General features: G+C 71.5%; 16 protein-coding genes. 7 read left to right on the top strand and 9 right to left on the bottom strand.

Going from position 1 to position 16,425, the window contains the following annotated elements:
* Positions 1-206 precede the first annotated feature (206 nt).
* Positions 207-1,694 (bottom strand): aminotransferase-like domain-containing protein, encoded by a 1,488-nt coding sequence (locus tag ACZ4Z2_RS05395; protein ID WP_468072584.1) that lies wholly within the window; start codon positions 1,692-1,694, stop codon positions 207-209.
* A gap of 41 nt (positions 1,695-1,735) precedes the next feature.
* Here ACZ4Z2_RS05395 and ACZ4Z2_RS05390 point away from each other — a divergent pair, with 41 nt between their 5' ends.
* A complete protein-coding gene (locus ACZ4Z2_RS05390) occupies positions 1,736-2,251 on the top strand; it encodes a carboxymuconolactone decarboxylase family protein (protein ID WP_468072582.1) in 516 nt (171 codons plus the stop codon).
* Positions 2,252-2,305: 54 nt separating this feature from the next.
* Here ACZ4Z2_RS05390 and ACZ4Z2_RS05385 read toward each other — a convergent pair whose 3' ends face one another.
* The 3 genes from ACZ4Z2_RS05385 to ACZ4Z2_RS05375 form a co-directional block, all read right to left on the bottom strand.
* The gene (locus ACZ4Z2_RS05385; RefSeq protein ID WP_468072580.1) at positions 2,306-3,793 is read right to left on the bottom strand and encodes a glutamate synthase subunit beta; all 1,488 of its coding nucleotides are present in this window, start codon (positions 3,791-3,793) and stop codon (positions 2,306-2,308) included.
* A 138-nt stretch (positions 3,794-3,931) separates the two neighbouring features.
* Positions 3,932-4,411, bottom strand: a complete 480-nt coding sequence (locus ACZ4Z2_RS05380; RefSeq protein WP_468072578.1) for an anthrone oxygenase family protein — start codon at positions 4,409-4,411, stop codon at positions 3,932-3,934.
* A 178-nt stretch (positions 4,412-4,589) separates the two neighbouring features.
* Entirely contained in the window at positions 4,590-5,273 is a 684-nt protein-coding gene (locus ACZ4Z2_RS05375) for a DUF2293 domain-containing protein (protein ID WP_468072576.1), read from the bottom strand.
* Between the two features lie 89 nt (positions 5,274-5,362).
* Between ACZ4Z2_RS05375 and ACZ4Z2_RS05370 the strand changes: the two genes are divergently transcribed.
* Complete coding sequence (locus ACZ4Z2_RS05370) at positions 5,363-6,004, top strand: nucleoside/nucleotide kinase family protein (protein WP_468072574.1); 642 nt, start codon at positions 5,363-5,365, stop codon at positions 6,002-6,004.
* A 145-nt stretch (positions 6,005-6,149) separates the two neighbouring features.
* The gene (locus tag ACZ4Z2_RS05365; RefSeq protein WP_468072573.1) at positions 6,150-6,578 is read left to right on the top strand and encodes a CBS domain-containing protein; all 429 of its coding nucleotides are present in this window, start codon (positions 6,150-6,152) and stop codon (positions 6,576-6,578) included.
* Between the two features lie 45 nt (positions 6,579-6,623).
* On the opposite strand, the gene ACZ4Z2_RS05360 is transcribed toward ACZ4Z2_RS05365, so the two are convergent.
* On the bottom strand, positions 6,624-7,751 hold the full coding sequence (locus ACZ4Z2_RS05360; protein ID WP_468072571.1) for a magnesium and cobalt transport protein CorA: 1,128 nt from the start codon (positions 7,749-7,751) through the stop codon (positions 6,624-6,626).
* 251 nt (positions 7,752-8,002) lie between these two features.
* On the opposite strand from ACZ4Z2_RS05360, the gene ACZ4Z2_RS05355 reads away from it, so the two are divergent.
* A complete protein-coding gene (locus ACZ4Z2_RS05355) occupies positions 8,003-8,800 on the top strand; it encodes a methyltransferase domain-containing protein (protein WP_468072569.1) in 798 nt (265 codons plus the stop codon).
* A 114-nt stretch (positions 8,801-8,914) separates the two neighbouring features.
* Here the strand turns inward: ACZ4Z2_RS05355 and ACZ4Z2_RS05350 are convergent, their stop codons facing one another.
* Both ACZ4Z2_RS05350 and ACZ4Z2_RS05345 read right to left on the bottom strand, forming a co-directional pair.
* Entirely contained in the window at positions 8,915-9,856 is a 942-nt protein-coding gene (locus ACZ4Z2_RS05350; protein WP_468072886.1) for a carbohydrate kinase family protein, read from the bottom strand.
* 37 nt (positions 9,857-9,893) lie between these two features.
* Positions 9,894-10,799: a pseudouridine-5'-phosphate glycosidase gene (locus ACZ4Z2_RS05345; protein WP_468072567.1), complete on the bottom strand. Its 906-nt coding sequence runs from the start codon at positions 10,797-10,799 to the stop codon at positions 9,894-9,896.
* Between the two features lie 98 nt (positions 10,800-10,897).
* On the opposite strand from ACZ4Z2_RS05345, the gene ACZ4Z2_RS05340 reads away from it, so the two are divergent.
* Complete coding sequence (locus ACZ4Z2_RS05340) at positions 10,898-11,326, top strand: VOC family protein (protein ID WP_468072566.1); 429 nt, start codon at positions 10,898-10,900, stop codon at positions 11,324-11,326.
* Positions 11,327-11,355: 29 nt separating this feature from the next.
* Here the strand turns inward: ACZ4Z2_RS05340 and ACZ4Z2_RS05335 are convergent, their stop codons facing one another.
* Together ACZ4Z2_RS05335 and ACZ4Z2_RS05330 are read right to left on the bottom strand one after the other, a co-directional pair.
* A complete protein-coding gene (locus ACZ4Z2_RS05335) occupies positions 11,356-11,910 on the bottom strand; it encodes a methylated-DNA--[protein]-cysteine S-methyltransferase (RefSeq protein WP_468072564.1) in 555 nt (184 codons plus the stop codon).
* Between the two features lie 125 nt (positions 11,911-12,035).
* Complete coding sequence (locus ACZ4Z2_RS05330) at positions 12,036-12,911, bottom strand: glycerophosphodiester phosphodiesterase (RefSeq protein ID WP_468072562.1); 876 nt, start codon at positions 12,909-12,911, stop codon at positions 12,036-12,038.
* Positions 12,912-13,192: 281 nt separating this feature from the next.
* Between ACZ4Z2_RS05330 and ACZ4Z2_RS05325 the strand changes: the two genes are divergently transcribed.
* A complete protein-coding gene (locus ACZ4Z2_RS05325; protein ID WP_468072561.1) occupies positions 13,193-14,083 on the top strand; it encodes an MHYT domain-containing protein in 891 nt (296 codons plus the stop codon).
* A gap of 39 nt (positions 14,084-14,122) precedes the next feature.
* On the top strand, positions 14,123-16,255 hold the full coding sequence (uvrB, locus tag ACZ4Z2_RS05320; RefSeq protein WP_468072559.1) for an excinuclease ABC subunit UvrB: 2,133 nt from the start codon (positions 14,123-14,125) through the stop codon (positions 16,253-16,255).
* Positions 16,256-16,425: the final 170 nt, after the last annotated feature.

Below are 16,425 nucleotides of genomic sequence, written 5' to 3'. Positions count from 1 at the left end.
GGGGGGACGCGCGGGAGGGGCCCTACGCCTGACGACGGAACGAAGGATGGGGGCAGGCCACCGCCGTGTTGTCATGCGGTGCGGGCAGCAGTGCCTTGCCTCCTCACGCAATCGTCCCACCGGGGTTGATTTCTTGTCGAACGGGCTATAGGTGCCCTCGTGGTCGAGGCTCGGCGCACGGGCCGCGCAGCAGCCGGTCGGCCCGCTCACCCCGGCGGCAGCACCCCGCACAACGCCTCCACCGCCGCGCCGTACGCATGTTCCGGGGGCGTCGCGTAGCCCACGACCAGCCCGTCCGGGGCGTCCCGGTCCGTCGCCTCCGGATGCCGGAACTCGGCCAGCCCGTCGAGCGCGATGCCCTGCCAGGTCGCCGCCCGCACCACGGACCGCTCGGTGCCGGGCGGCAGTCGCAGCACCGCGTGCAGCCCGGCCGCGATCCCGGTGACCTCGATGTGCGGTGCCTGCGCGGCCAGGGCGGCCACCAGCCGGTCCCGCCGCGCCCGGTACCGCTGCCGCATACGCCGTACGTGACGGTCGTACGACCCCGAGACGATGAAGTCCGCCAACGCCAGCTGGTCAGGGACGCTCGCCCACGCCTCCCGCTCGCCCTTGGCCTCCAGCGCCGCGTCGACATACCGCTCCGGCAGCACCATCCAGCCCAGGCGCAACGCCGGTGACAGGCTCTTGCTGACCGAACCGATGTGCACGACCCGCTCGGGGTCCAGCCCCTGCACGGCGCCGACCGGCTTGCGGTCGTAGCGGAACTCGCCGTCGTAGTCGTCCTCCAGCACCACCGCGCCACGCGCGCGTGCCCAGTCGACGACGGCCGCCCTGCGGGACGGGTGCAGCGGCCCGCCGGTGGGGAACTGGTGCGCCGGCGTGAGCAGCACGGCCCCCTCCCGGTCCAGCCCGTCGATCCGCGCCCCGTCCTCGTCCAGCGGCAGGGGAACGGTCCGTACGGACGCCGCGGCCAGCAGCTCCCGGTGGAAGCCGAGCCCGTACGACTCGACGGCCAGCGGCCCCCGCAGCACCCGGCCGTGACCAGGGCCTTTGCTGTTGTCGCGGTCCTGGTCCTGGTCCTGGACCTGGACCAGGCCGTGGCCCTGGCCGTGGAAGAGCAGCCGCAGGGCGTGGGCGAAGCCGGAGCAGATCACGATCCGCGAGGGCTCGGTCCGCACCCCACGCGCGCGTGCCAGATACTCGGTGAGCGCCTCGCGCAGCTCGATCCGGCCCGCCGGATCACCGGGTCCGAACGCGTCGTTGGGCGCCTGCGCCAACGCCCTCCGGTACGACGCGGCCCAAGCCGCCCGCGGGAACGACGACGCGTCCGGGGTGCCCTGCCGCAGATCGTGCCGGGGCCCACGCGCGTGTGCGGGCACCTTCTTCGGGACGCGGGCGGACCCGTTCAGCGGTTCCGCCCGCTCGGCGACCCGTGTGCCCGAGCCCTGCCGCGCCGTCAGCCACCCCTCGGCCACCAGTTCCGCGTACGCGTCGGCGACCGTGTTCCGGGCGACCCCGAGATCCGCCGCCAGCGAGCGGTACGGAGGCAGCCGGGTGCCGGGCGCCAGCCGACCGCCCCGAATCGCGTCCCGCAGGGCGCGGATGAGCGCGGCGCGCCGTCCTCCGGTGGCGGACAGGTCCAGATGCAGATCGGCGCCGATCCGCTCTGCGGAATTGACCCACGAATCCTCCATGGAAATGCACCCTACGGCAGGTCTTTTCCCCTCATAGATTCATGGTCATGACGACGAACACGACGACGAACACGACCGCCACAGCCACCGCCACCGACACCTCGTCCCGGCCGCGCCGCATCGACTTCGCCAAGTCCGCGCGGCCCGTCTTCCGCGCGCTCATCGGCTTCGACGCGGCGGCCCGCGAGGGCCTCGACCCGGCCCTCGTCGAACTGATCCAGATCCGCGCCTCCCACCTCAACCACTGCGCCTACTGCCTGCACATGCACACCAACGACGCCCGCAAGGCCGGCGAGAGCGAGGACCGCCTCCACATGGTCCCGGTGTGGCGGGAGGCCCGGCACTTCTTCACCCCGCGCGAGCAGGCGGCCCTCGCCCTCACCGAAGCGGTCACCCTCGTCGCCGACCGCGGCGTCCCCGACGACGTCTACGCGGAGGCCGCCGCCCACTTCGACGACACCGAACTGGCCCACGTCCTGTCCCTGATCCTCACGATCAACACGTGGAACCGCATCGCCCTGGCGACGGGCAAGGTGGCGGGCACGGACGAACGCTAGAACCGCCTCCGACTCCGGCGGAGCGCCTGTCGCCGCGCCGGTCGGCGGCGCCGGCTACGCGGTCATAGGCCGGTCGTACGGGCCTATCGGCGTCGGCAGCCGCTCCGCGCCGGTGAGCCCGCGGTCCACCGCGGCGGCGACCGCCCGGCCCTCGGCGATCGCCCAGACGATCAGGGACTGTCCCCGGGCCGCGTCCCCGGCCGCGTACACACCGGGGACGTTGGTCTCGAAGTCCGGTCCGCGAGCGATCGTGCCCCGCGGTTCGACCGCCAGCCCCAGCTGGTCGATCAGCCCGTCATGGCGGTCGGGGCCGGAGAAACCGAGGGCGAGCAGGACGAGATCGGCGGGAAGCGACCGCCCGGTGCCCGGCTTCGGCCGGCGCCGCTCGTCCACCTCGACCAGGTGCAGCGCCCGCACATGACCCGCCTCGTCGCCCGTGAAGCGGAGCGTGGACGCCGCGAACAGCCGCGCGTCCGCATCCGCCGCCGGCGCCGTCCGCAGATCGCGCGCCTCCTCGTGCGCCGCCGAGAGCCGGTAGATCTTCGGATACGTCGGCCACGGCTCGACGTCCTCGTCCCGCTCCGCCTCCGGCAGCGGATAGATGTCCAACTGGGTCACCGACGCGGCGCCCTCACGCACCGCCGTCCCCAGGCAGTCCGCCCCCGTGTCGCCGCCGCCGACGATCACCACGTGCTTGCCCTCCGCCGACAGCGGGGAGACCTCCAGATCCCCCTCGCAGACCCGGTCGGCCAACGGCAGATACTCCATCGCCTGATGAATCCCGGCCAACTCCCGCCCCGGCACGTCCAGTTCACGCCAGGCCGTGGCGCCCGTCGCGATCACCACGGCGTCGTACCTGGCCCGCAACTCGGCCGCCCCGATGTCCTCCCCGACGCTCGTCGAGGTACGGAACTTCGTGCCCTCCTCCCGCATCTGCTCCAGCCGCCGGTCCAGATGCCGCTTCTCCATCTTGAACGCCGGAATCCCGTACCGCAGCAACCCCCCGACCCGGTCCGCCCGTTCGTACACCGCGACCGTGTGCCCCGCCCTGGTCAGCTGCTGCGCGGCCGCCAGGCCCGTGGGCCCGGACCCTATGACGGCCACCGTCTTCCCGGTCAGCCGGTCGGGCGGGCACGGCGTTGTGAAGCCGTCCTCCCACGCCCGGTCGGCGATCGCCACCTCGACGTTCTTGATGGTCACGGCGGGCTGGTTGATCGCCAGCACACATCCCGCCTCACAGGGGGCGGGGCACAACCGCCCGGTGAACTCGGGGAAGTTGTTCGTCGCGTGCAGCCGGTCGCTCGCCGCCCGCCAGTCCTCCCGCGAGACGAGGTCGTTCCACTCGGGGATGAGGTTGCCGAGTGGACACGCGTCGTGGCAGAACGGGATCCCGCAATCCATGCAGCGGTCGGCCTGCTTGCTGATGATCGGCAGCAGCGCCCCCGGAACGTACACCTCGTTCCAGTCCCGCACCCGTTCCTGCACGGGCCGGCGGGGCCACTCCTCGCGCGGGGTGGTCAGGAAACCCTTGGGATCGGCCATCGCCGTCTCCCTCATGTGTCGCATGCGGGTACGGGCAAGGCCGTACGCCGACGGGGGAGGGTCGGATCGGTGTGGGGCGTGCCGCCTGCGGGCGGCACTCGTCTCCCGCCACGATACGACGCGCCCGCCGCCTACGCCTCAGGCGAGCGCCAGCAGATAGCAGAGCGTCGCGCCGGCCGAGGCCACCGCCCGCACGTGGTTCCATATCGTCCACTCGTTCACATAGCGCCGCCAGTAGGCGGCCGCCTCCGGTGTGGCCGGGTCCAGCGCGGCCAGCGCGTCGTTGCGCGGTACGTTCGCCACCATCGTCACGCCGAAGCAGCCGAACAGATACAGCGCGCTGCCCAGCAGCAACGCGACCGTGCCGTCGTCCGGCCACAGCACGAACGTGACCACCGCCAGTACGGCGCACAACACCGCCGTACCCACGAAGACGAGCATGAACGCCGGTGTCACGGCGCTGACGTTGATCGCCTGCATCGCGGCGGCCCCCTGCGCCGGCGGCAGCGAGGCCAATCCCTTCATCACGAAGGTCGAGAACCCACAGAACACGCCCGCCACGACCCCGGTCCCCAGCAGCCCCAGCACCGTCAACACGAAGTACGGCCCGTCGATCATGTGCGCTCCCACCTAGTTCCCCCGAATTCGAAGAGCCTGCCCGCCCGCTGTCGTCACCACAAGTGATCGCTCGCCCGGCCGGCGTGACCATGGCTGAAATGCGCACCCTCCTAAGCGAACGTCCACGCAGCAGTGGGCAGCGGGCAGTGGCGAGTGGGCAGTGGGGAGCGTGGGGCGCTCACCCCGCCGCCCGCCACTCCCGCAGTCTCGTCTCGACCGTCCCCGCGATTCGGCGCCGGGCCTCGTACCGTGCGACACCGCTCATCAGGAACTGGTCGTACGGCGTGTCCACGTGCCGGACGGACGCGATGACCGCCGAGGTCACCGCCACCTCCGACAGCGCCCGGCCCGCCGCGCTGCGCCCGATCCGCCCGCTTCCGCGCACGGAGGCGTGAGCGGCGATCTCCCGGGCGCGACCGGCCGGACACCCGGGGAACAGCCGCCGTATCTCCGCCGCGAACGCGTCCGTGAACCGCACGTCCTCGGCGGCCCGCCGCCGTGCGTCCCGTACCCGCCGGCGCCGTCGTGCCTCGGCGTCCGCCAGGCACCGCTCCTCGGCGCGGGCGAGCGCGGCCTCCTCCACCAGGACGCCCTGCCGCTCGTACCGGCTCCTGCGCCGGTTGAACCGCACGACCACGGCCGACAGCGCGCTCTCCTCCCTGGCCCGCCGGGTGAGAGCGGTGTCGCCGCGCGGAAGGAACACCAGATGCCCCAGGTCCGCGCAGTCGAGGCAACGTGGCGCCCCGTTCTCCAGCATGAGCAGCGCCACCGGACCGCCCCGGCACTCCGCGCAGTGCTTCTTCCTGAGCGCCTGCACGACGACAAGTCCGGTACGGGGCGGGGGAGTAGCGAGCGCTGCCATACGCGGTTCATTCCCCCTGGTGGCCGCGTGGTCACGTGACAGGGGCGCCCCTCTCGCGGCCGGCTCGGGCGGATGCGCGGGGCGGCATCATGGACCGTGTGCGATTCGAAGCGATCACCTGGGAACGGCTCGGCGACCTCCTCGCCGACCGTCTCCTCGACCTGAAACCGGACGACGGCTCCCCCTGGCCGCGTGTCGCCTTCGACGGCGCCCCCGCCGCACGCCCCGGCGACCTCGCCGCTCGGGTGTCGGACGCGCTGCGGGTACGCGGCCGGTCCTCGCTCGTCGTGGGCACCGAGGGTTTCCTCCGGCCGGCGTCGCTCCGCTTCGAGTACGGGCACCAGGACGTGGAGGCGTACTACAACGGCTGGTTCGACACCGCTGCCCTGTGGCGTGAGGTCTTCGGTCCGCTCGAACCCGGTGGCACGGGGCGCGTCCTGCCCGACCTCTGGGACCCGGCCACGGACCGGGCGACCCGCAGCCCCTACGTACAACTCCCGTCCGACGCCCTGTTGTTGATGCACGGTCCCCTCCTCCTGAAGAACTGGTTCCCCTTCGATCTGACCGTCCACGTCCTCCTCTCCCCGGGCGCTCTTCGCCGCCGCACCCCGGAGGGCGAGCACTGGACCCTGCCCGCCTTCGAGCGCTACGAGAGCGAGGCCGACCCGGCCGCTGCGGCCGACGTCCTGGTGCGCGCCGACGACCCACGGCACCCGGCATGGAGCGGCTGACGGCAGGGGTGGCGTCCTCCGGGTGCGACCGCCGCCGGGCACGGTGAGAATGACAGCGCCGGGATCAGCGGCGCCCTCCGTGCCGCGTCGGGACCAGCGGCGCCTCCCGCGCCGCGCCGGCCGCCCGGCCTTCAGGAGGTACCGCATGACCACCGCCGGAGACATCATGCACCGGGGCGCCCAGTGGATCCCCGCCCACGAGACCCTGGACCGCGCCGCCCAGCTGATGCGCCAGCTGAACGTCGGGGCGCTTCCCATCAGCGACGAGAACGAACGCCTCTGCGGCATCCTGACCGACCGCGACATCGTCGTGGGCTGTGTCGCCATGGGACACGACCCGTCCCGTGTCACGGCGGGCGACCTGGCCAAGGGCACCCCGCGCTGGATCGACGCCGACGCCGACATCAGCGAGGTGCTCCAGGAGATGAAGGAGCACCAGATCCGCCGGCTCCCCGTGATCCATAACAAGCGCCTCGTCGGCATGATCAGCGAGGCCGACCTCGCCCGGCATCTGCCGGAGGATCAGATCGCCGACTGGGCCGAGAGCGTCTACGCCCGGACCACCACACGCTGACCACCCGGCTGAGACAGCCCGATCCTCACCTCTTCGGGCCCGGAGTCAGAGCCAGCCGTTGCGCTTGAAGCCCCGGTACAGGGTGACGCAGGCGGCGGCTATGACACCCAGGACCAGCGGGTAGCCGAATTTCCAGGTCAGCTCCGGCATGTACGTGAAGTTCATGCCGTACACACCGCAGACCATGGTGGGCACGGCGATCAGCGCCGCCCACGCGGTGATCTTCCGCATGTCCTCGTTCTGCGCGACGCTGACCTGCGCCAGGTGCGCCTGGAGGATCGAGTTGAGCAGTTCGTCGAACGCGGCGATCTGCTCGGTCGCCCTCAGCAGGTGGTCGGAGACATCACGGAAGTACGCCTGTATCTCCGGCTCCACCACCCGGATGGGCCGTGTGGTCAGCTCCAGCAGCGGCCGGGCGAGCGGGGCCACCGCCCGCTTCAGTTCGAGCAGTTCCCGCTTGAGCTGGTAGATCCGGCCGGGGTCGACGCGCGCGCCGTTCGCCGCGAACACGTCCGTCTCCACCTGGTCGATGTCGGCCTGCACCGAGTCGGTGACCGTCAGGTAGTCGTCCACGACGTGGTCGGCGATCGCGTGCAGGACGGCGGCCGGGCCCTTGGCGAGCTGCTCGGGGTTCGCCTCCAGCTCCTCGCGCAGCGGGCCGAGCGAGCCGTGCCGCCCGTGCCGCACCGTGATCACGAAGTCGGGGCCGACGAAGACCATGATCTCGCCGGTGTTCACCACCTCGCTGGTCGCGGTCAGTTCCGTGTGCTCGACGTAGCAGACGGTCTTGAAGACCGCGAACAGCGTGTCGCCGTACCGCTCCAGCTTCGGGCGCTGATGGGCCTCGACCGCGTCCTCCACGGCCAGCGGGTGCAGGTCGAAGAGCTCGGCGATGCCGGCGAACTCCCGCTCCGTCGGCTCGTGCAGCCCTAGCCAGATGAAGCCGTGGTCCGCCCTGCGCACCTGCCTGAGCGCTTCCGCGACCTCGCGTCCGCCGGGGGCCCGGACGCCCTTGTGGTACGTCACGCAGTTCACCACGGAGGTGCCCAGCGGGGAGCGGGCCGGGTGGCTGAGGTCGACGCGGGCGCGACGCCGTGCCAGCCGTGCCACCTTGCGCAGGCCGCCCACCCTGTCGAGGCCGGTGACCTTCCGCAGATTCCCTGCCATGGACATCTGGATCTCCTTGCGTGGATCCCCTCGCACCGCACTTCGTGCCTTGTCGCGCCAGTTTGCCAGGCGTCCTTGAGCTGCGGGGAAGGCTGTGGGAACGGAACGCTCCGCTTCGCTTGGCGCACCGCTCGGGCCCTCGGTCCTCATGGTCCGGGACGCCGGTTGGCGTCGCCCGGACCTCCGCCGGAGCGGTCCTGAGGGACTGTTGGAGCGTCGCGAAGAGTGAAAAGTCTGCCAAATGGGATGATCGCGACATGATGCGAACCGATGGACATCTCCTCAACAACCGGCAGGGCGCGACGGGGCAGCACTCCGACGCCTTCGCCACCCTCTTCGACCGCACGACGTTCCGGCACATGGAGGGCTTCGGCCTCGGATCCGGCTGGCGCTGCTGGGAGGTGGGCGCCGGCGGGGCCTCGGTCGTCTCCTGGCTGGCCAAGAGGGTCGGACCCACGGGCAAGGTCATCGCCACCGGCATCGACCTCTCCTGGGCGGTCCCCTCGGTCACCCGCCCACCGGTGGAGGTCCTCGTCCACCACGTGGGCGTCGACCAGCCGCCGGGCGACGGATTCGACCTCGTCCACGCCCGGCTGGCCCTCGTCCACGCACCGGACCGCGAGCGGGCCGTGGTGTCGATGATCAAGGCGCTGCGTCCCGGCGGGCGCCTGCTGATCGAGGACGCCGACCCCGCCCTCCAGCCTCTGGCCTGCCTCGAAGAGACCGGCCCCGACCAGCAGTTGGCCAACCGCCTCCGTCAGGCCGTCCGCGCTCTCCTCGACGGGCGCGGGGTGGACCCGGCGCACGGCCGCAGGCTCCCGCGGCTGCTGCGCGGGGCCGGACTGCGCGGTGTGGAGGCCGATGTGTACTTCCCCATCGCCTCGCCCGCCTGCGCCGCACTGGAGATCACCACCATCCAGCGGCTCCGCACGGCCCTCGTCACCGCCTCCCTCGCCACGGACGAGGAGATCGACCGCCACCTGGCCAACCTGTCCTCCGGCAGGATGGACATCGCCGCCACACCGCTCGTCACGGCGTGGGGGAGGAGGCCGTAGGACGTGGCGCCCGACGGTAAGCGCCGACCCGACGTCACGACGAACCGGTACGGGGGCGGCATCCCTACGGCGGCAACGGCAACGGCAACGGCACGACGAGTCCGGGCCGCCCCGTCAGCCCACCGGTGGCCTCCCACCCACCTTCCCCACCGCCAGCGCGCCCGCCGCGCAGCCCTGGGCCGCCGCCTCCTCCGGTCGCGCGCCCGCGAGCAGCGCGGCGAGGAACGCCCCGGTGAACGCGTCGCCGGCGCCGGTTGTGTCCCGGGGTGCGGCGGGGGCCGCGGCAACCTGGGTCCGCACGCTGCCCCCACGGGCGATCAGCGCGCCCTCGGCCCCCTGCTTGGCCACCACCAGCGGGACGAGACGGCTCAACTTGGCCGCCGCGTCGGCCGGATCGGGCAGCCCGGTCAGCAGGCACGCCTCATCCCTGCTGGGCAGCAGCACGTCCACCCCCTCGACGAGCGCGAGGAAACGGTCCACGCCCAGCTCCGTCAGGAACCCCGCCGAAGCCGGGTCCACGCTCACCGGCACCCCACGCGCGCGTGCCGCCTCCAGGGCCACCGCGACCAGCGCCCGGCTCGGCTCCGAGAAGAACAGGTAGCCCGACAGATGCAGCCGGGCCACCCCGTCGAGCAGCCCCGGCGACCAGTCGTCCGGGTCCAGCCGCAGTGAGGCCCCGCTGTCCGTGAGGAACGTGCGTTCGGCCGCGTCGCCCGTGTCCACCAGGCAGATCACCGTCCCCGTCGCCGCTTCCGGATCGACGACGAGGTGGGGGCGTACCCCCGAGGCCCGCAGCTCCCGTTCGTGCCACGCCGCCGCGTCCGTGCCCACGCGGCCGAGCAGCCGCACGTCCGCACAGCCCTGATGCGCCGCCCAGCAGGCCACATTGGCGCCCGCGCCGCCGGGCAGCGTCCGGATCGCGGAGGCCGTGTCGGTGCCCGGCGCGAGCGGCCCACGGTGCCGGGCGACGACATCCGTGACGACGTCACCGACGACGAGCAGCGCCCCGTCCGTCCTCCCGGCGGTCCCGGTCACGCCGGTGCCCGACGGGCTCATTCCGCCGCCGGGCCCGTCACCGCCGCGCCGCGCCACGTCACGCTCCGGTCCAGGCCGCCGCGATCCGGGCGGCGAGCCGTACGTTCCCCCGGACCGCCGCGAGGTTGGCGCTCAGCGAGGCGCCGTCCGTGTGCCGCACGAGGTGGCTCAGCAGGAACGGTGTGACCGCCTGCCCCGTGATTCCCTCCGCCTCGGCCGCCCGCAGCGCCTCGGCGAGCACACGCGCGTGCAGTTCGGGATCGAGCTGCTCCTCCTCGGGCACCGGGTTGGCCACGATCAGCGCCGACTCCGGCCCGTCGAGCGCGTCCTGGGCCCGCATGACCTCGGCGACCTCGCCGGGTGAACGGAGCGTCCACTCCACGGGGTGCCCGGAGTCGGAGAGATAGAAGCCGGGGAAGCGGTCCGTGCCGTACCCGGCGACCGCGACCCCCAGTGTCTCCAGGCGCTGCAGGGTCGCCGGCACATCCAGGATCGACTTCACGCCCGCGCACACCACCGTGATCCGGGTGCGCGCCAGCAGCCCCAGGTCGGCCGACTCGTCCTGCGTCGTCGTCCACTCCCGGTGCACCCCACCGAGACCGCCCGTCGCGAACACCCGGACGCCCGCCAGGGACGCCAGCAGGGCGGTCGCCGACACGGTCGTCGCGCCACTCACTCCCGAAGCCACCGCGAGCGGCAGGTCCCGGTGGCCGAGCTTGCGGATGCCGTCCTCGTTGGCGACCCGCTCCAACTGCTCCTTGTCGAGGCCGATGCGCGGCCGCCCGTCGAGCACGGCGATGGTCGCCGGCACGGCGCCCTCCTGGCGCACGACGTCCTCCAGCTCCAGCGCGACCTGGAGGTTGCGCGGCCGGGGCAGGCCGTGCGCGATGATCGTGGACTCCAGCGCCACCACGGGACGACGGGCGTCAACCGCTTCCCGCACCTCTTCCGACACCACCAGCACGCGCTTGCCTCCTGTCAGTCGTCCTCCCTCATCACTGGCGGCCGACGCGCCCGGTCAAACCCTTGCGACCTGTGGTGCGGGACACCAGCCTGGGGAGCATGACGGACAACACGACACGTCTCGACCACGTCGTCCTCTGGGTCCGGGAGCCCGTCGCCGCGGCCGGCTTCTACGAGACGGCCGTGGGCCTGCAACCCGTACGCCTCAGCGAGTACTCCGAGGGAAAGGTGCCCTTCCCCTCCGTACGCGTCAACGACGAGACCATCCTCGACCTCATGCCGCTGGACTCCGCGGCACGCATGAGGATGCTGCCCGGGGCCGCCGACAGCGCCGGACATCCCGTCAATCACGTGTGCCTGGCCCTGCCCGGCGACCGCTTCGAGGAGCTGCGGTCCCGGCTGGAGGAACAGGAGGTCCCCGTCTCCGACCTCTCGTACGACTCCTTCGGCGCCCGGGGAGCGGCCCGGCGCAGCTTCTACTTCCGGGACCCGGACGGGAACATCGTCGAGGCCCGGCACTACGCCTAGGCCCTGTCCTCCGCTCGGGGCTGTTCCGCTCAGAACAGCGGCTCGGGCAGCACGCCTTCCAGTGCCAGCAGCTTCCGCTTGGCCTCCAGTCCGCCGCCGAAACCGCCGATGCCGCCGTCGCTCTCCACCACCCGGTGGCACGGCACCACCACCGGCAGCGGATTCGCCCCCATCGCCATGCCCACCGCCTGGGCCGCGCCCGGCTGCCCCACCCGGCGGGCGAGGTCGCCGTAGCCCACGACCGAGCCGTAGGGGACACCGGAGGCCAGCTCCCGCAGCACCTGGCGGTTGAAGCCGGAGATCAGCGACCAGTCCAGGGGAAGCTCGAACACCTGCCGCTCTCCCGCGAAGTACGCGTCGACCTGGCGTATCGCCTCGGCCAGCTGCGGGGCACCGGGCGCCTCGACCGGCTGGGCGCCCAGCCGGGACGCGAGCCGGTCGAGCGCCTTGTCGCGCACCGGGTCCGTGGCGTGGAACACGACGTTCACCAGGCCGTCGTCCGTCGCGGCCAGCAGCAGCGGACCGATGTCCGTGCCCACGACGGCCCACACGACCTGATGCTCGTACTGCCCGTGGCTGTTCATGCGACCACCGTACGGCCCACCACTGACAACGCTCGCGGCGTGCGCCGCGCCGGCCGCGGCACCGGGCGGCGCCGGACCACCGGACGCACGCCCCGTGCCAAGGGCGCCCGCCCGTTCGCGAGCGGTCAGTCCCGTGTGGCCTCCTCCACCACGTCCGGCTTGTTCGTGATGATCCCGTCGACGCCGTACCCCGCCACCCTGCGCGCGTTCTCCGCGTCGTTGACGGTCCACGTGAGCATCTGCAACGGCCTGCCGTGCGGACCCTCGAACGCGTGGATCGTGGCCACGTAGGCATGCGAGACGGTCGTATAGGAGGAGTTGATCTGGTCGGCGAAGGTCGCGTACTCCGGCAGGTCGGCGATGTCCGGCGTGCCGAGGAAGCCGGTCTTCACTCCCGGGCTCAGTTCGTGCACCCGCCGCACCGTGTCCGGGCTGAAGCTCTGGATTACCAGCCGGTTCAGCAGATGCTGAGAGGTCAGCCAGCCCTCGTTCGCCAGCACTTTCAGGGTCTGCTGCTCGATGCCGGGGTAGAGCTGGGGGTTCTTGATCTCCAGGACCAGCTTCTGGTGGTTGCGGGACAAGCGCCTCATGTACTGCTCCAGGGTCGGCACGCGCGCGCCCGCGTAGCGGCTGTCGAACCAGCTTCCCGCGTCCAGCCGGGCGATCTCGGCGGCGGTGAAGTCGCGTACGTTCCACGGCGCGCGGTCCGGAAAGACCTGCTCGGCGTCGGTCGTCCGGGCCAGCGTCGCGTCGTGGACGACGACGAGCCTGCCGTCCTTGGTGCGCTGGACGTCGTTCTCGACCCAGCTGAAGCCCATCTCGTCGGCCTTGTCGACGGCGGCCAGGGTGTTCTCGGGCGCGTAGGCGGAAGCCCCGCGATGCGCCACGACCAGCGGAGTGTCGGCGTCCGAGGCCGCCCGGGCGGCCGAAGTGGGGAGCAGGAGGCCGGTGGCTGCCCCCATGAACGCGGCGGCCGCGGCGGCAACTGCGCGCACATGCATGCGTACTCCTCGCGTCGATCTGTCACGGTCAGCTCAAGAGTGACAGCAGCGAGTCAACGGCAGAGGGGGTACAGGATGGCCATGAATTGAATGGAGTTGCCCAAGTCCGCACACGGGCACCGCACAAGTGGGGCAAGGCCGTGTTTCTTTGCCGGAAAGTCGTTCGACCATTCCGGTGGGGGTCATACTCTCTGCCACAACCCTGACCGTCGTGGCGGTCCCGGGGGCGGGGGCAGTACAGGGAATCCAGGGACGCGACAGGGCGGGAAAGGCAGCCGCGGATGCAGGGCACCGTCGACGGCTTCAGCTACGGACTCGTCACACCGGTGGTGGCCTATCTCATGGCCTGCCTCGGAGGCGCGCTCGGTCTGCGCTGCACCACGAGATCGATGCTGGTCGACGGCCGCCTCAGGGTCGGGTGGCTCGCCCTTGGCTCGGCCGCCATCGGCTCCGGCATATGGACCATGCACTTCGTCGCCATGATGGGCTTCAAGGTCCTGCAGACCCCGGTCCACTACGACCCGCTGACCACGTTCGCGAGTCTCGCCGTCGCGATCGTCATGGTCGGCATCGGTATCTTCATGGTCGGCTCCAAAGGAGCGACCGGGGCGGCGCTCTTCACCGGCGGCACGATCACCGGCCTCGGCATCGCCTCCATGCACTACCTCGGCATGGCCGGAATGCGCCTCAACGGCACACTCGAGTACAACACCGTCACCGTGGCCGCCTCCGTCGTCATCGCCGTGGTGGCCGCCATCGCCGCCCTGTGGGCCGCCGGCCAGGTCCGGGGCTTCCTGTGGAGCGTCGGCGCGAGCCTCGTCATGGGCATCGCGGTCAGCGGCATGCACTACACGGGCATGGCCGCCCTCAGCGTCCATCTGCACGGCGCGGCCGGCGCCGCCCCGGCCGACGGCTCGTCGTCCGCGGCCCTCCTCGCCCCGCTGATGATCGGTCCGCTGGTCTTCCTGATCCTGGCGGGCGTCGTGGTGATGTTCGACCCGTTCATGATCATGGGCAAGTTCCACGGCACCCCCGCCGAACGGCGGCCCGGAGTCCCCATCCACGCCTGCGCGCACACCGACCGGCGACCGCTCGCCCGGGCCGGCCGCCCCCCTTCCCGGGCCGAGCGCGAGCACGGCGCACCCCGCTCCCGCACCCCGCAGAACCGCTGACCCGACCCCGTTGTCAGTGCGGGGTCGTACGGTGGATTCATGCGGCCCGTTTCCAAGATCGAACGCACGGTGGCGCCCTTCGAGGTCGTCAGCCCCTACCAGCCGAGCGGCGACCAGCCCGCGGCCATCGCCGAGCTGGCCCGGCGCATCGGAGCAGGCGAGAAGGACGTCGTCCTGCTCGGCGCGACCGGCACCGGCAAGTCCGCCACCACCGCGTGGATGATCGAGAAGCTCCAGCGCCCCACCCTGGTGATGGCGCCGAACAAGACGCTGGCCGCCCAGCTGGCCAACGAGTTCCGCGAGCTCCTGCCGAACAACGCGGTCGAATACTTCGTCTCGTACTACGACTACTACCAGCCCGAGGCATACGTCCCGCAGTCGGACACCTACATCGAGAAGGACTCCTCGATCAACGAGGAGGTCGAGCGGCTGCGCCACTCGGCGACCAACTCCCTGCTCACGCGGCGCGACGTCGTCGTGGTCGCCTCCGTCTCCTGCATCTACGGCCTCGGTACGCCCCAGGAGTACGTGGACCGCATGGTCCCCCTGAAGGTGGGCGAGGAGATCGACCGGGACGAGCTGCTGCGCCGCTTCGTCGACATCCAGTACACCCGCAACGACCTGGCGTTCACCCGCGGCACCTTCCGTGTCCGGGGCGACACCATCGAGATCTTCCCCGTCTACGAGGAGCTCGCGGTCCGCATCGAGATGTTCGGCGACGAGATCGAGGCCCTCTCCACGCTCCACCCCCTCACCGGCGAGATCATCAGCGACGACCAGCAGCTGTACGTCTTCCCCGCCTCCCACTACGTCGCCGGGCCCGAGCGCATGGAGCGGGCCGTCAACGACATCGAGAAGGAACTGGGCGAGCGCCTCGCGGAGCTGGAGAAGCAGGGCAAGCTCCTGGAGGCCCAGCGCCTGCGCATGCGCACCACGTACGACATCGAGATGCTCCGCCAGATCGGCTCCTGCTCCGGCGTGGAGAACTACTCGATGCACTTCGACGGCCGCGAGCCCGGCTCCCCGCCGAACACCCTGCTCGACTACTTCCCCGACGACTTCCTCCTCGTCATCGACGAGTCCCATGTGACCGTCCCGCAGATCGGCGCGATGTACGAGGGCGACGCCTCCCGCAAGCGCACCCTCGTCGACCACGGCTTCCGGCTGCCGTCCGCCCTGGACAACCGCCCGCTGAAGTGGGAGGAGTTCCAGGAGCGCATCGGCCAGACGGTCTACCTCTCGGCCACCCCCGGCCAGTACGAGCTCTCCCGCTCCGACGGCCATGTCGAGCAGATCATCCGCCCCACCGGCCTCGTCGACCCCGAGGTGGTCGTCAAGCCCACCGAGGGCCAGATCGACGACCTGGTGCACGAGATCCGCAAGCGCACCGAGAAGGACGAGCGGGTCCTCGTGACCACGCTCACCAAGAAGATGGCCGAGGACCTCACCGACTACTTCCTGGAACTCGGCATCCAGGTCCGCTACCTGCACAGCGACGTCGACACCCTGCGCCGGGTCGAGCTGCTGCGCGAGCTGCGCGCCGGCGAGTACGACGTCCTGGTCGGCATCAACCTCCTCCGGGAGGGCCTCGACCTGCCCGAGGTCTCCCTGGTCGCGATCCTCGACGCCGACAAGGAGGGCTTCCTGCGCTCGGGGACGTCGCTCATCCAGACCATCGGCCGCGCCGCGCGCAATGTGTCCGGTCAGGTCCATATGTACGCCGACAAGATCACCCCGGCGATGGAGAAGGCCATCGACGAGACCAACCGCCGCCGGGAGAAGCAGGTCGCGTACAACAAGGCCAACGGCATCGACCCGCAGCCGCTGCGCAAGAAGATCAACGACATCGTCGCGCAGATCGCCCGCGAGGACGTCGACACCGAACAACTGCTCGGCACGGGCTACCGCAAGGGCGGCAAGGACGGCAAGGGCGCCAAGGCCCCGGTGCCGTCCCTCGGCGGCAAGGCGGCCAAGTCCGCCAAGGGCAAGGCCAAGGAGACCGTCCCGACCGACCGCCCGGCGGCCGACCTCGCCCAGCAGATCGAGGACATGACGGAGCGGATGCGCGCGGCCGCCGCCGACCTGCAGTTCGAGATCGCCGCCCGGCTGCGCGACGAGGTCTCCGAGATGAAGAAGGAGCTCCGGCAGATGAAGGAGGCGGGTCTGGCCTGACGGACCCGAGGGGCGCCGGGGGGAGAGCGGTCCCCCGGCGCGGCGCGCTGTGTTGCAAGACCGACACAAAGTGCGACACAGGCTGCGGCGATGTCAGTGCCGCTGCGTAAGGTGCAACACATCCGCGGACTCAGCGGCAACAGGGGACAGTTCGAGAGGGGAATCGGCGC

Source organism: Streptomyces sp. NPDC030183 (assembly GCF_055573455.1).
This window is presented reverse-complemented; position numbering and strand designations above follow the sequence as displayed.